This window comes from Pseudoduganella sp. GCM10020061 (assembly GCF_042683405.1).
Classification (GTDB): domain Bacteria; phylum Pseudomonadota; class Gammaproteobacteria; order Burkholderiales; family Burkholderiaceae_D; genus Telluria.
Map to the genome: position 1 here is coordinate 711543 of NZ_JBHUJS010000002.1, position 14524 is coordinate 726066.

Annotated in this window: 10 protein-coding genes; 5 read left to right on the forward strand and 5 right to left on the reverse strand. The window is 65.8% G+C overall.

The window, feature by feature from the left end; genetic code table 11:
* Positions 1 to 78 precede the first annotated feature (78 nt).
* From ACFSQR_RS07060 to ACFSQR_RS07070, 3 genes are all read left to right on the forward strand, one after another.
* Entirely contained in the window at positions 79 to 498 is a 420-nt protein-coding gene (locus ACFSQR_RS07060; protein ID WP_377728946.1) for an NUDIX hydrolase, read from the forward strand.
* Between the two features lie 81 nt (positions 499 to 579).
* Entirely contained in the window at positions 580 to 1383 is an 804-nt protein-coding gene (locus tag ACFSQR_RS07065) for an alpha/beta fold hydrolase (RefSeq protein ID WP_377728947.1), read from the forward strand.
* 81 nt (positions 1384 to 1464) lie between these two features.
* Positions 1465 to 2007 carry a Rhs element Vgr protein gene (locus ACFSQR_RS07070; RefSeq protein ID WP_377728948.1) on the forward strand — a complete coding sequence of 181 codons (543 nt, stop codon included), beginning with the start codon at positions 1465 to 1467 and terminating at the stop codon, positions 2005 to 2007.
* Positions 2008 to 2050: 43 nt separating this feature from the next.
* Here ACFSQR_RS07070 and ACFSQR_RS07075 read toward each other — a convergent pair whose 3' ends face one another.
* Complete coding sequence (locus tag ACFSQR_RS07075) at positions 2051 to 3547, reverse strand: hypothetical protein (RefSeq protein WP_377728949.1); 1497 nt, start codon at positions 3545 to 3547, stop codon at positions 2051 to 2053.
* A gap of 108 nt (positions 3548 to 3655) precedes the next feature.
* Positions 3656 to 6130, reverse strand: coding sequence for an adenosylcobalamin-dependent ribonucleoside-diphosphate reductase (locus tag ACFSQR_RS07080; RefSeq protein WP_377728950.1), 2475 nt, complete (start codon positions 6128 to 6130; stop codon positions 3656 to 3658).
* 390 nt (positions 6131 to 6520) lie between these two features.
* Between ACFSQR_RS07080 and ACFSQR_RS07085 the strand changes: the two genes are divergently transcribed.
* The gene (locus ACFSQR_RS07085) at positions 6521 to 7024 is read left to right on the forward strand and encodes an FxDxF family PEP-CTERM protein (protein ID WP_377728951.1); all 504 of its coding nucleotides are present in this window, start codon (positions 6521 to 6523) and stop codon (positions 7022 to 7024) included.
* 214 nt (positions 7025 to 7238) lie between these two features.
* Entirely contained in the window at positions 7239 to 9623 is a 2385-nt protein-coding gene (locus tag ACFSQR_RS07090; RefSeq protein WP_377728952.1) for an EAL domain-containing protein, read from the forward strand.
* 32 nt (positions 9624 to 9655) lie between these two features.
* On the opposite strand, the gene ACFSQR_RS07095 is transcribed toward ACFSQR_RS07090, so the two are convergent.
* From ACFSQR_RS07095 to ACFSQR_RS07105, 3 genes are all read right to left on the reverse strand, one after another.
* Positions 9656 to 10807 carry a sensor histidine kinase gene (locus ACFSQR_RS07095; RefSeq protein ID WP_377728953.1) on the reverse strand — a complete coding sequence of 384 codons (1152 nt, stop codon included), beginning with the start codon at positions 10805 to 10807 and terminating at the stop codon, positions 9656 to 9658.
* Between the two features lie 126 nt (positions 10808 to 10933).
* Positions 10934 to 11398 (reverse strand): PilZ domain-containing protein, encoded by a 465-nt coding sequence (locus tag ACFSQR_RS07100; protein WP_377728954.1) that lies wholly within the window; start codon positions 11396 to 11398, stop codon positions 10934 to 10936.
* 37 nt (positions 11399 to 11435) lie between these two features.
* Positions 11436 to 14195 carry a TonB-dependent receptor gene (locus ACFSQR_RS07105; RefSeq protein ID WP_377728955.1) on the reverse strand — a complete coding sequence of 920 codons (2760 nt, stop codon included), beginning with the start codon at positions 14193 to 14195 and terminating at the stop codon, positions 11436 to 11438.
* Positions 14196 to 14524 lie beyond the last annotated feature (329 nt).

Genomic DNA, 14524 nt, shown 5'->3' on the forward strand with positions numbered 1-14524 from the left:
CGTGGTCTGTACGCTACGCGAAACGCTCAGTCTTGGCGATGAGCGCACGGAAATTCATCAGTAGAAAACGGAGAATCCATGCCTGTTATTTCTTGCGGCACATTGATCATCGACGATCAGCGGCGCATCCTCCTGTGCCACGCGACCGGCACCCGCAACTGGGATATACCGAAGGGCATCCAGGACCCGGGCGAGACCACGCTGGAAACGGCGCGCCGCGAAATGCTGGAAGAAACGGGGCTCGCATTCGATGCCGCGCTGTTCCAGGACCTGGGCGAATTCGCGTACCGCAGCGACAAGCGGCTGCACCTGTACAAGGTGGAGGTGGGCAGCTCGCTGTGTTCGCTGGATCATCTCCACTGCACCAGCCACTTTCCGCACCGGTACACGGGCAAGCCGACGCCGGAGGCGGACGCATTCGCGTGGTGCACGCGCGAGCAGGTGCGCACCATGTGCTGGCCGCGCATGGCGCAGCTGCTGCTCTCGCTCGACTGGTAGTGCGGAAAGGGGGCGGCCCCCTTCCCTGCGCACGTCTGCGCCCGTATAATCTTCGGCTCTTCGAATCAAGATGCACACGTAATGAGCCTCACCGCCGCGCCCGCCGAATCCCTTCCAGTTGTCGTCCTCCTCCACAGTTCCATGAGTTCGCAGTCGCAGTGGAACAAGCTTGTCGCACGCGAATCGGGCCGCTACCGCTTTGTCGCAGTGGACCTGCTGGGCTACGGCCGTTCGCCGTTCCCTCTGGAGCCGGACAGCTTTACGCTGGGCCACGAGGTCGATGCCGTGATGGCCTCGATCGCGGCGCATGTGGACACGCACGAACCGCTGCACCTGGTCGGCCACTCGTACGGCGGCGCCACCGCGCTGCGCCTCGCGCGCGAGCTCGGGCCGCGCGTGCGCTCGCTGTGCGTGTTCGAACCGGTGGCATTCCACCTGCTGCCGCAAGGCTCGCCGGCCCGCACCGAGATCGTCGCCGTCGTGGCCAGCATCGAAGCGGCGCCGACGCGCACCGCCGCGGCGCGCAGCTTCATCGATTACTGGAACGGCGCAGGCACCTTCGACACGCTGCCCGAGGCGCAGCAGGCGCGCTTTGCGGCGCAGATCGACAAGGTCAAGCTGGACTTCCAGGCCCTGCTGGGCGAACCGGCCACGCTGGCGGACTGCGCGCAGCTGGACATGCCGGCCCTGGTGCTGTCGGGCAGCGCCAGCCCGCGCTCCACGCGCGAGGTGGCGGCGCAGCTGGCGTCGGCGCTGGGCGATGCGCGCAGCGCGCAGGTCGCCGGCGGCCACATGGCCCCGATCACGCACGCGGATGCGGTCAACGAACTGATTGGGGAATTCCTGCGCGAGCACGCGCTGGAAGCCGCCGGCGCCGCGCTCTGACACCTCCCGCCGGCGCCGGTTCGTGCGTCGGAAAAATGCGTGCTCCGATAAGCTGGGGCCATCCCGGCTCAAGGAGGAAAGATGGCGTCACCGGTGCGCCCGATGACACGCGGCGAAGTCGAGATGGCGCGCCTGCTGTTCCGCGATGCAGTCGACTACGAGCGCGTGCGCATCTACGGCCGCGGTTTCCTGTGGTTCGGCCTGCAGCATCCGCACGTGGCCATTTCTCCCAACGGGAACATCTACTTCACCGCGGCCCGCTTCCGCGAGGACTTCTCCCGCAGTACCGACAAGGACATGCACTGGTTCATTCATGAAATGGTGCACGTGTGGCAGCACCAGCTGGGCTATCCGGTGCTGATGCGCGGCGCGCTGCGGCTGTTCCTGCGTTACGACTACGTGCTCGAGGAAGGCAAGCGCCTGTGCGATTACGACATGGAGGCGCAGGGGGAACTGCTGGCCGATTATTTCGCGCTGCGCTACCTCGGCAACCGCGAGGTCATGCGGCGCAGCCGGGAATATGGCGCCGACCTGTCCCGCTTTGAACGGGTGCTGGCGGGCTTCCTGGAAAATCCTGGCGCAAAGGTGCACCTGCCGCGCTCGCTCTTCTGGCGCGCGGCCTAGCCGGAGGGGACGGCCCCTGCGGGCCTGTCCCCGAACCCAGCACTTACGAAGTCATGCGGTCCCAGCCGTGGCGGACGGCCGCCTTCATGCGCTCCCACGCGGAGTTGGGATTGCGCTGCTCCCAGTCGCTGCGCAGGTACTCTTCCACATCGTCCCATTCGCGCCCGCGGTACTTGGTATGTGTCGCCATCGACGAGCCGTAGCGGTAGGCCGGTTCGTACTCGTCGTAGCTGCTGCCTTCGTTGGCGTAGTTGCTGGACCAGTGGCTGCGGTAGGCGCTGTCGTGATCGTCCCCCGTGATGCGATCCCAGCCGTGACGCACGCCGGCCTTGACCCGTTCCCAGGCGTCCGACGGGTGGCTGGTTTCCCAGCTGCTCCTGAGTTCAGGTTCCACTTCGTCCCATGCGCGGCCCTTGTAGGTGGTCGATGCCATCGTCGAGCCGTAGCGGTAGGCCGGCTCGTAGTCCTCGTAGGAGCCGCGTCCGCCATAGTTGCTGGACCAGTGGCTGCGGTAGGAGCTGTCGTCGTCCTCGTCGCCCGTCATGCGATCCCAGCCGTGGCGCACCGCGGCCTTGAAGCGCTCCCATGCCGAGCCCGGGTTCTTCGACTCCCAGTCGCCACGTAGGCTGGTTTCCACATCGTCCCAGCTGCGGCCCCGGTAGACAGGATCGCTCGCCATGCTCGAGCCATATTGGTAGGCGGGATCGTAGTCCTCGTAGCTGCCGCCCAGCATGGCCATGTGGCTCATGTAATGGCTGCGGTAATACGTTTCGTCGCCGGCCCCCGTCACCGAACTGCCTTGCACGCGCGAATACACGCGCACGCCGCCGGTCTGGCCGGTGCGGTCGCCCATCCTGATGTCGCTGCTGGCAGGCATCGCGCCGGTGCTGCCCTGCCGCGTGTCGCGCTGCTGCGAGTCCGCGCCCTGGACGGTGCTGCCGGGCGCGGACGATCCCTGCAGCGGATCGCGGCCGGTGCCGAACGAGCCCGTGCTGCCGGTGCTGGTGGAGGCGCCGGAGAGGTTGCCGGATGCGCCGGCGCCGCTCATGCCCGAGGTCCCGCTCTGCAGGCTGGAGGCGCCGCTGCCGGAGGAGCCGGCCTGGCCGGCCTGCATGGACGCGCCCTGGTAGCCGGGCGTGCGCAGCGCTTCCGCGCCGGTCCAGCCGCCTGCGCGCCACTGCGATTCGTATTCGTCGATGTCGACCGGACCATAGGCCTCGATGATGTCGGCGGCCCGCTCGACCTTGTCCTGGTCGTCCGTGACGAAGGTGAGGACCGTGTTGCCGCGGCTGACCGCCTCGGTGTACACGTGGGTGTCGGCGTGGTGCGCGCCGAACAGGTCGCTGAAGAAATGCATCACGCTCTGGCCGAACGATTCGTCACGGTCGCCCGTCTCGATCCGGCCGGCCGCGTCTTCGCTCCCGGTGGACGAATCCTTGAGCGCCAGGTCCTCGCTCGAGAAGCCGCAGCGGACTAATTCGTCCATCGCCTGCTGCGCCGAAGTGCGGTTATCGAAAACTGCTGCAAGTGTATGTTGCATGATCGTCTCCTGGTGGCAGGTGAAGTGGCGTATGCGGGAGCGTCGCCCTGGCCGTCCAGTTTACGACCGCCGCACCATCGCCCGCGCACGCTTGAATGCGGTAAACCGCTAGCCGCAGCCGCCCAGGTAATGGCACTCGGCGCAGCGGGTGCAGCCATCGACCTTGTGCAATGCGCGCGCCCCGCATTCCGGACAGCGGGCTCCGGCCGCGGCGGGCGCCACGCCCGCGCTGGTGGCGGCATGCGGCTGCCCGGCCGCTTCGGCGGCGGCTCCCCGCTCCGCCAGCTGGCGCGCCAGCCGCACCGCCGGCACCTGGTTGCCGAACGGGTCGAGGAAGCCGCGCCGGATCAGGATCCGCTGCAGCATAAAGGCGATCGCCGCCACTTCCGAGTCGTGGTAGACGGGGACTTCGGTGCCGTCCTCGCGCGTCAGGTAGCCACAGCGCACCGGCCCCTTCTCCCACACGACCTCGCGCAGGTCGGCCAGCGCCTTGGCGATCGGGCCGCCGGCGCGCGCCACCAGCGACAGCAGGCGCATCGCCGACGTGATCCACTGGTGCCCGCCCGTGTTCTGGTTGGCCGGCATGAAAAACTCGAACGGCCGCTCGATCGTCAGCGCCTCGCCGCCAAGCGAACCTTCGGCATGGATGAAGCTCACGGTGAGGTAGACCGCGCGCTTGCCTTCGCTGGTGGAGTACTCGATCTTGGTAGTGACCGATTCCAGCTCGCCCAGCGGACGCCGCTCGAAGCGCCGCAGCAGCGGGTCCTCGTCCTGCGGCGCAGGCGCGGGGCCGGGCACGCTCAGCACGCTGCCGGTGACCGGGTTCGGGCGGTAGGTGGCCAGTCCCTTCAGGCCGGCGTGCCAGGCTTCCGTATACAGGCCCTGGAAGTCCTCGTAGGGATAGTCCTCCGCCACGTTGACGGTCTTGGAGATCGCCGTGTCCACGAAAGGCTGGACCGCTTCCACCATCCGCATGTGGTCCAGGGCGCTCATCTGCAGCGCGGTGACGAACTGCGGCGGCAGCCTGGCCTCGTCCGAGACGTCGTTGCCAAGATGGCGGTACAGGCGCCAGGCGTGGTCGGCCACCTCATACACGCGGGTGGTGCCGTCGGCCATGCGCTTGCGGCGCTGGTACACCCATGCGTAGGGAGGCTCGATGCCGTTCGACGCGTTATCCGCGAACGCCAGCGAGATGGTGCCGGTCGGTGCGATCGACAGCAGGTGCGAGTTGCGGATGCCGTGCTGCGCGATGGCAGCCTGGATCGGCGGAGGCAGTCGCCGCACGAAGCTGCCGTCCAGGTAGCGCGCCGCATCGAACAGTGGGAATGCACCCTTCTCCTGCGCCAGGCTGACCGAGGCCATATAGGCGGCGTCGCGCAGCTCGCCGGCGATGCGCGCCGCCATTGCGCGGCCCAGGTCGGAGTCGTAGCGGATTCCCAGCATGACCAGCGCGCTGCCCAAGCCCAGGAAGCCGAGTCCTATCCGGCGCTTCTGGCGCGCTTCGCGCTCCTGCTGCGCCAGTGGCCAGGCGGTCGCGTCCAGCACCAGGTCGAGCATGCGCACGGCGACCTCGGCCACCTCGCGCATCCGGGCAAAGTCGAAGCGCGCGCTGTCCGAGAACGGGTCGAGGACATAGGCCGCCAGGTTGAGCGAGCCCAGGTCGCAGCAGCCGTAGGCCGGCAGGGGCTGTTCGCCGCAGGGATTGGTGGCGCGCAGTTCTTCGGCGTAATACAGGTTGTTCTCGGCATTGATGCGGTCGATGAACAGCACGCCCGGCTCGGCATGGTCGTAGGTGGAGCGCATGATCCGGTCCCACAGCGCGCGCGCCGCCAGCTTGCGGTACACCCACAGGCCGTCGGCGCGGCGGTAGGCGCCCTCGGCCAGGTCCTCGTCGCCCGGTTCGGCGCGGTGCACCAGTTCGAAGCCGGCATCGGCCGCCAGCGCCTCCATGAAGCGGTCCGGCACCCCCACCGACAGGTTGAAGTTGGCAAAACCGCCCCCGTCCTTGGCGGCGATGAAGCGCTCGATGTCGGGATGGTCGATCCGCAGCACGCCCATCTGGGCACCGCGCCGGGCCCCTGCCGACTCGACCGTCTTGCAGGAGGCGTCGAACACTTCCATATAGGAAACCGGCCCGGAGGCGCGCGACTGGGTGCCGCGCACCTTGCTGCCGAACGGCCGGATGGCGGAAAAGTCGTAGCCGACGCCGCCCCCGCGCCGCATGGTCTCGGCCGCCTCCGCCACCGCCGTGTAAATCCCGGGCAACCCGTTTTCGTCGACGCCGGTCACCGAGTCGCCCACCGGCTGCACGAAGCAATTGATCAGGGTGGCCTTGCTCTCCAGGCCGGCCGCGGAGTTGATGCGCCCGGCCGGCACGAAGCCGTTGTCCTGCGCCCAGACGAAGCGCGCCTCCAGCGCATCGCGCACGGAGGCATCCTCCTGCGCCGCCAGCGCGCGGGCGACGCGCAGCCGCACTTCGCCGATGCTCTGCTCGTCGCCCTTGGCGTATTTTTCAAGCAAAACATCGACCGACACCTCTTGCGGCGTCATCGGCGGAACGGGGCTGGCTGCACGCTTATTCATGATGGGCTCGTGTACAGGCTTGGATCGGGGGGGCGGCGCCATGCCGGAACACGGCGGAAGCCTAATTTCAGCGAAAAACAACGCAAAATCGGCCAATTTTTCCTAAAGGACACACAAAAATATCCAACTGGAAATCTTGAACGTTAGCTGGCTAACACAACTGATAAAAAACTTAGCCGAACCTTAAGCACGATTGGCAAAAATGCCAACTTTTGCGAAAGCTCAATGTTAATCTTTAACCCACTGATGAGCCCGACAGAGATGAACGACAAAACGATCGAGCATCGAACCGACCCGAAAGGCGGCCGCGGACATCAGGTTCGGCCGACGTGCTCCGTCAAGCCGGCGCAGCTAAATTTAACGTTACTAACCTGTCAATTGGAGATACATATGAAACTGAAGACCATCGCCGCCGCAGCGGTACTCGCACTGGGCGCAAACACCGCTTTCGCAGCTGACATCGTGCATGATGCTGGCATGATCCCTGTCGCTCCGGACACCTTCTACCACCTGTTCGACCACGACACGATCGGCACCTTCACCGACACCATCAACTTCACGATCACCGCGGGCGACCTGGCTTCTTCGGCCAACCCACTGAACGTGATGCTGTCGGGCCAGAACGTCAGCAACATCGACAACCTGCAGTACACCCTGTGGTCGGGTTCGACCTCGCTGTACACCTTCAACGGCGACAACACCACCAACTGGGCAACCTCCCTGCCAGCTGGCGACTACGTGATCAAGGTCACCGGTAACGCCAACGGCTCGCACGGCGGCACCTACGGCCTGGCAATGCAACTGGCTCCAATCCCAGAGCCACAAACCTACGCAATGCTGCTGGCAGGCCTGGGCCTGGTCGGCTTCGCTGCACGCCGTCGCGCCGCCAAGTAATAGGTCGCTTTAAGCTGCGTCGTATCGCAGCGGACGATGGACAAGCCCTGGTTCGCCAGGGCTTTTTCCGTTGTCGCCGTGAACACAACCATACTACGCCCGCGCATCCGGGCACGCACGCCAGCGCGGCGCACGCAATGGGGCGAACTGCTATAGTGAATCGGAAGATGCCGCGCGGCGCGGGGCAAGCCGGCCGCGGCCTTGCGGAGGATATGTGAATCCCTTTTCATTTCCGATCGCCGTTTTCGTGATCGACGAGGAAGGCAGGATCCAGAGCTGGAACAAGGCATGCGAAAAGATGTCCGGCTTCAGCGCAGATGAAATCCGCTGCCAGCCCCTGGGCCAGATCGTCACACCGCACCAGAACACCGGCACCGCTCCCCTCAAGTTCGACCACGACTGCGACCTCGACGCCTGGCTCACCCGCAAGGACGGCAAGAGCATGCCGGTCCACGTGACCGCCGCCCGCCACGTGCTCGACCCGGACCATCCGCACTCGTACAGCGTGATCGTCATCCCCAAGGGCGAACAGCCGCCCGCCTCGCAACAGCTGATCCAGGATGCACCGCTGCTGGACATCATCGAGGGCCTGCCCTGCGTGTTCTATGTGATCGACCAGAGCGGCCACCTGCTGCTGTGGAACCGCCGCCTGGAAGAAGCGCTGGAGATGGACGGCGAAGCACTGCCGCTGGTGAACGTGGCCGCCTTCTTCGACGAACGGGAGCGCGCGGACATCGAAAACAAGATCCGCGAAGCCTTCGTCACCGGCAGCTCCAGCCATGAGGCGTACCTGATCGGTTCGAAGGGCAAGCGCACGCCTTTCCTGTTCAATTGCGCGCTGATGAGCCTGGGCAGCATCCCCTGCATCTTCGGCACCGGCCTGGACATCAGCGCGCAAAAGGAAACCGAGCTGCGCCTGCTGGTGCGCGAGCGCGCCATGTACTCGAGCGTGAACGCGATCGTGATCACCTGCTGCGACAGGGGCGACAACATCATCGAGTACGTCAACCCGGCGTTCGAGCAGCTGACCGGCTACAGGCTGGCCGAGATCAAGGGGCGCGATCCGCGCTTCATGGCCATGCCCGGCTGCGACGAGGAAGAGCGCGACAAGATCCGCGCCGCCCTCAAGCGCTGCGAAAGCGTCCGCGTGGTGCTGCGCAACCGGCGCAAGGATGGCGAGGTGTTCTGGAACGACCTGCGCCTGGACCCGGTGCGCAACGCCGAGGGCAAGGTTACGCACTACATCGGCGTGATCGAGGACGTGACCACCAAGCGCCAGTACGAGCGGCGCCTGCAGCACCTGGCCAACCACGACCCCCTCACCGGCCTGGCCAACCGCGCCCTGTTGCAGGAAAAAGTACAGCTGTCGATCATGTTTGCCCAGCGTAACGAAGCGCTGCTGGCGGTCGCCTTCCTCGACCTCGACAACTTCAAGTTCATCAACGATAACTACGGCCACGAGATCGGCGACGTGGTGCTGAAGGAAGTGGCCAACCGCCTGCGCCGCAACGTGCGCGAGGAAGATACGGTCGCGCGCCTGGGCGGCGACGAGTTCGTGCTGGTGATCACCAGCCAGCCCAGCGTCTCGCACGTGGCCGAAATGATGGAGCGCGTGCGCGCCAGCGTGAGCGCGCCGGTCCGGATCGACTCCAAGGAAGTGCTGCCGGGCGTGAGCATCGGCGTGAGCCTGTACCCGCGCGACGGCGACACCGTGGACCGCCTGATGCGCGCCGCCGATGCCGCCATGTACCACGCCAAGACTTCGGGGCGCAATACCTGCACCTTCTATTCCGAGGACCTGAACCGGTCGGTGCACGAGCACCTGTCGCTCAAGGCGCGCCTGTCACAGGCGATCGCCGAGGGGCAGCTGTCGGTCGGCTACCAGCCCAAGGTGGACCTGCGGACGGGCCAGGTGGTCGGCGCGGAAGCCCTGGTGCGCTGGAACGATCCCGAAGCCGGCGAGATCTTGCCGGGCAAGTTCATTCCGGTCGCCGAAGAGACGGGGCAGATCGTGCAACTGGGCGAGTTCGTGCTGGCGCGGGCCTGCGAGACCCTGCGCGAGTTGCAGGACAAGGGGCTGCGCGAGTTCACCATCTCGGTCAACCTGTCGGTGCGCCAGCTGCGCGAAAAGGAGTTCGTGGACCGCCTGGCCGCGCTGCTCGCACAGCACCAGCTGGCGCCCGGCTCGCTGGAACTGGAAGTGACCGAAAGCCAGCTGATGGACGACCCCGAAGAAGCGGTGAAGAAGCTGTCGAGGCTCAAGGAGCTGGGCGTGCGGCTCTCGATCGACGATTTCGGCACCGGCTATTCGAGCCTGAGCTACCTGCAGAAATTCCCGGTCGATTACATCAAGATCGACCGCACCTTCCTGCGCGAAGTGGGCTGGGGCGAGCGCGACACGGTCATCGCAAAGGCGATCATCTCGCTGGGGCACAACCTGAACCTGACCGTGATCGCCGAAGGCGTCGAGACCACCGAGCAGATGTCGTTCCTGCGCGACCACGAGTGCGACCAGATGCAGGGCTTCTATTTCAGCCCGGCGCTCAGCCGCGAACAGCTGGCCGGGAAGATGCTGACCCGGCTGGAGCTCTCCGGCTAGCCCGCAGCCCGTCTCCCCGGCGCAGGCCGCGATTACGCGTGTGCGACAACCTTGCCCGCGAACGGGCGCGCATCGATCGGGAGGTCGAGCGCAAACGTGGTGCCATCCCGGACGGTGCTCGATACATGCACGCTGCCTCCGTGCGCCTCGGCCACATGGCGGATGAACGACAGACCCACGCCCCACCCCACGCTCTTGCGGCGCGCCTGCTCCGCGCGCAGGTACAGCTGGAAGATCGATTCCATCATCTCCACCGGGATCGGCGGGCCGTCGTTGTGGACCGATACCTTTACCCGCGTCGATGTCAGGTGCACCCACAGCTGCACCGGCGTATTCGGCGCGCCATGCTTGATCGCGTTGCTGATCATGTTCTCGATGGCACGCTGGAGCGAGCTGCGGCACCAGTAGCCGTGCGCGCTCGCCGGCAGCACCTGCAGGTCCACGCCGTGGAAGCTGGCCGTATGTTCCGCGACCTCGGCGACCAGCGCGGCCATGTCGAACTGCTCGATCCGCAGCGGCATGGCCGCGGCGCCGGACTCCAGCAGGTTGTCGAGCATCTGCGTGGCCATGTCCTCGATACGGCTGGTGTTCTGCAGGATGCGTGCGGCCAGGCCCTGCGCCTGCTGCAGCGACGAGGCGCGCTGGATCAGTTGCGCGGCGAGGTGGGCGTTCGACAGGGGCGTGCGCAGGTCGTGCGCGAGCGCCGCGGCAAACTGTTCGCGCAGCGCCGCCTGCGCGGTGGCGAAGGCGTTGGCGCTCTCGCGGATGGCGCTGTCGATGGCGGTGTGGATGGTGCCGGCCTCGCCCGCGCCGAGGGCAACGCCGGCCGCGTGCAGGGTTTCCATCAGCACGCTGCGCAGCAGCTGCAGCTCATGGATCAGGGTGGTGGTGTCATAGCCGGTGAGGCGGGCGCGCTCGTCGCCGTGGGCGATGGCGATTACCGAAATATCGATGGCGGCGCGCTGGACATAGGCCGGCGTGAGCAGCAGCGCCAGGCTGTCCATCAGCGACGGCAGGGTATTTTCAAGGATCGGCTCGTGCAGTTCGGCGGCCTTGGCCAGCGTCTGCGCGACCAGCGCCTTCCAGCGGCCCATCACCTCTTCCTGCAGGCGCAGCACCTGCCGGGACAGTGCGGACAGCTGCGCCGGATCCACGCTCGCCAGGCCAATCATCTGTTCGGACACGCCACCTCCCTGCAATCCCGCGAGTGCCGGCCGCCCAGCCCGCGGTATTGTTGTTTTCCAGAGCTGGACTGTAGCGCATCGCACGGCACCGTTCTGTTTGCTCACGCACAGACCGCGCGCCGCTCGTCAGGGCGCGGGCACCGCCTTGCTCACGAAATCCGTGATCTCGCCGGTGGTGGCAGGGTCGACTTCGACGAACATGGCGCCGACGCGAAAGCCTCCGGGCACGCCGCTGGTACTCTGGTTGACGATCTTGACGAGGATGTGGTGGCGGGTGCGGCTGCCGGGCAGGCCGAATTCGATACGGCGCAGCGCACCGCTTTCGATGACTTCAGGGGTCGCGAAACTGGCGCCGCGCAGCGAGATGTCGAGCATGATCACGGGCGTGCGGCCCGTCCCGTCGGGGGACAGCAGGAACGCATGCTCATGCATCAGCGCCCTCGTGTGTGCGCGGCGTTCTCTCAAGGCGGTGGCTCCGGTAACAAGATGCAGTCCAGTGTAAGCCGCAGGCCGGCATCGGGGCGCACTCGTGGGCTGGGGAGCCGGGACACGGTCCGTCGGACGTCCCCCGGCTTGCGTGGTGGAAGGCAAGGGACAGTCGCCGGGACCATCCCCTGCCCGGACAGCATTACAGCTTGTAGTTCAGGCCCAGCAGGTACTGGCGGCCATACTTCTCGTACGCCTCCGGCGCCAGCACGCCATTGGCGGTACCGTTGACGGTCGCGTACGGCGAGTTGGTCAGGTTGTTCACCTGCAGCAGGATCGACAGGCCCTTCATGCGGCCGGCGCCGAACTCATAGCCCAGCTGGAGGTCGGTCTGGCGTTCCGCCGAGATCTCGGTGAAGCTGCGCGCGTAGTGCAGGCCGCTGATCTCGCCGCGGAACGCCGAACGGTAACGCTGTCCGACGCGCGCCGAGAAGCCATCCTTCTCGTAGTAGACCGTCAGGCCCGCAACGGTGCCGGAGAGGCCAGCCAGCTTGGTCGGCTGGTCCGGCCCCATCGGGCGCAGGTTCGACTCGGTGTAGGAGGCGCTGGCCTGAACGCCAAAGCCGGCCAGTGCACTGACCACGGAACCCGCATCCAGCGCGCCCGAGAGCTCGATGCCGCGGACGTTGCCGCCCTGGCCGTTTTCCGGACGCCAGAACAGGCCGATCGGGCTGGCCGGCTGGATGCCGCTCGGATTTGGCACGCCCGTGAAATCGTATTCGGCTTCACGCTCGTAGATGTAGTTCAGCAGCTTCTTGTGGAACCCGGCCACGGCGACGTAGCTGCCTTTGCCGAAATACTTTTCATAGGAGACGTCGAACGAGTTGGCCAGCCATGGCTTCAGCTGCGGATTGCCGCCGTAACCGCTCCAGGTCTTGCTGGTCGGGTCGACAGACACATCGTTGCCCGCCTTCATGTCGTCGATGCGGCCGCGCGCCATCGTCCTGGCGGCGCCGACGCGGACGTACTGGTCATTACCGAAGTCGAAGTTCAGGTTGAGGCTTGGCAGCATGTTGCTGTACTCGGCGCCGCGCGTGGTTTCCGACAGCGTCGTGCCCATCCACGAGAAACCGTGGGAGCTCTGTTCGGTACGAACGAATTGCAGGCCGGCGTTACCGAACATGCGCACGGTGCCGATGTCGGTATCCAGGTTCAGTTTGGCATACGCCGTGGCGACCTTTTCCGACACTTCATAGTTGCGGTGGATGATTTCATATTCCGCGGTCGGCGCGATGTCGTACAGCGCATTCAAGGTATCCATCAGGCGATACGACAGGACGCCGCCAGGCATGCCGGCAAACGACAGCGGGGTGGGCGATACCAGCAGCGAGGCCGGCACCAGCACCGGCGCGCGGTCGTTCTTCAGGTTCGCGGTGAACTCGTTCATCTCGCGCGCCTTCTCGCGCTTCGAGAAATTCACGCCCACATCGAGGCTGCTGAACATGCCGTCGAACTCGCGGCGCGCCTCCAGGCGCAGCGCCTTGATGGTGTCGTCCACGCGCGGCTTCTTCCACAGGGCATCGTGGCCCCAGCCGGCCGGATCCATCAGGCGTACGGTGGAGGCGTCGGCATAGTTCAGGCCGCGCGTCGTGATGACCGGGAAGCCCGAGCCCGTCGGCAGCTGGATCGACAGGTCGACCGGGCCGGCCACGCCTGCATAGCTCTCGATGACGTGTTCCTGGCGCTTGGCGTTCGAATAGCTCAGGTCGGCGATCGCACTCCACTTGTCCGCCAGCTTGATGCGGGTATTCCAGCCGAGCGAGCGCATGGAATCGTCGCGGGTGTTCAGGTCGTTACGCACGAGCAGGCCCTCGGCGCGGATATCGGCTGCGGTCACCAGCTGGCCGTTGCCGACAGGGGTCAGCTTGACGTTGCTATAGGCCGCGCCAGGGATGCCACCCCAGCCGCCGCCCAGGCCGCCCATCAGGCCGCGCGAGGTTTCTTCATTGTCGAACTGCGAGTAGTACACGTCGAAGGTGCTGTGGAACCTGGCGTGCGGCTTGAACTCCAGCACACCCATCACGCCGTCGCGCTTCTGGTTGCGCGAACGGGCGGAAATCTCGAAGCCTTGCTGGAACACCGCGCCATCGGGCACGCCGGTCGCCGGGCTGCAGCCCCAGTCGAATTCGTGCTGCTGGCAGAAGTTGTCCGGGCCGGCCGGCTCGAAGCCCCAGGCCTTGTACTGCTCGGCCTGTCCCGGGGAATCGAGGTGGGCATAGCCAACCGCCACGCCAATCGTATTGTTGGCGAACTGGTCGATGTAGGACGCGCTCAGGCGCTTGCCCTTGGCGCTCGAATCCTGGTTCAGCTTGCCGTTGGAGTTGTACTCGCCGCGCGCGTTCAGCGCGACTTTGCGCTCGCGCAGGTCGAGCGGACGCACCACGCGCATGTCGATGGTGCCCGACAGGCCCTGGCCGATCAGGCCCGCGTCAGGGGTCTTGTAGACGGTCGCGCTGTGGATCAGTTCGGACGGGAACTGGTCGAACTCGACTCCGCGGTTGTCGCCGGTGGTGACCTGCTCGCGGCCGTTCAGCAGCGTGCCTGCGAAGTCGGGCGACATGCCGCGAATCGCGATCACCTGCGCGCGGCCCTGCACGCGCTGGCCTGCCAGGCCAGGCAGGCGCGCCAGCGATTCGGCGATGCTCACGTCCGGCAGCTTGCCGATGTCTTCGGCGGTGACGACTTCCGTGACGCCTTCCGCGTTCTTCTTCGCGGCGATCGAGGTCTCGATACTGCCACGGATGCCGGTGACGACAACCGACACCGGTTCCGCCTGCGCCGCTTCCTGCGCATGCGCGGCGGTGGCGAACAGCAGCGCGGAGCATGCTGCCGCGACCGGAGTCATCGAAAATACGGTACTGCCTGGTGAACGGCGGCTGGCCGGGGTGATTGCTTGTTTCATCTGATCCTGTCTTCCGAAAAGTGCGTATGAATTTTTTACGCCAGCCCACATGGGGCGCCAGGACTTCTCGAAGGAACAGGCGCGAGCCGATGACCATCAAAAAAATCCGCAGCCTCAAACGAGGACCGCGGATTCTTATGTCCGTAATACCTGCTGGACCGAAACGCTGCGCGGGCTCGGGAGACTGCTCCCGGAAATCCCGCGTAAATCAACAGCTTGACAGGAGTGGAGTAAAAAATCTTTGCGTTATTTATGCAACCGCTGATGCTACCACTGGCATCTTTCCCCGTAAACATGAAAGCTTCACCGCTGCAACAGTCGCTCACCCG

Bases quoted from the DNA above. Each gene is read 5' to 3' on its own strand.
- ACFSQR_RS07060 (WP_377728946.1), top strand. From the start codon at position 79: ATGCCTGTTATTTCTTGCGGCACATTGATCATCGACGATCAGCGGCGC.
- ACFSQR_RS07065 (WP_377728947.1), top strand. From the start codon at position 580: ATGAGCCTCACCGCCGCGCCCGCCGAATCCCTTCCAGTTGTCGTCCTC.
- ACFSQR_RS07070 (WP_377728948.1), top strand. From the start codon at position 1,465: ATGGCGTCACCGGTGCGCCCGATGACACGCGGCGAAGTCGAGATGGCG.
- ACFSQR_RS07075 (WP_377728949.1), bottom strand. From the start codon at position 3,547: ATGCAACATACACTTGCAGCAGTTTTCGATAACCGCACTTCGGCGCAG.
- ACFSQR_RS07080 (WP_377728950.1), bottom strand. From the start codon at position 6,130: ATGAATAAGCGTGCAGCCAGCCCCGTTCCGCCGATGACGCCGCAAGAG.
- ACFSQR_RS07085 (WP_377728951.1), top strand. From the start codon at position 6,521: ATGAAACTGAAGACCATCGCCGCCGCAGCGGTACTCGCACTGGGCGCA.
- ACFSQR_RS07105 (WP_377728955.1), bottom strand. From the start codon at position 14,195: ATGAAACAAGCAATCACCCCGGCCAGCCGCCGTTCACCAGGCAGTACC.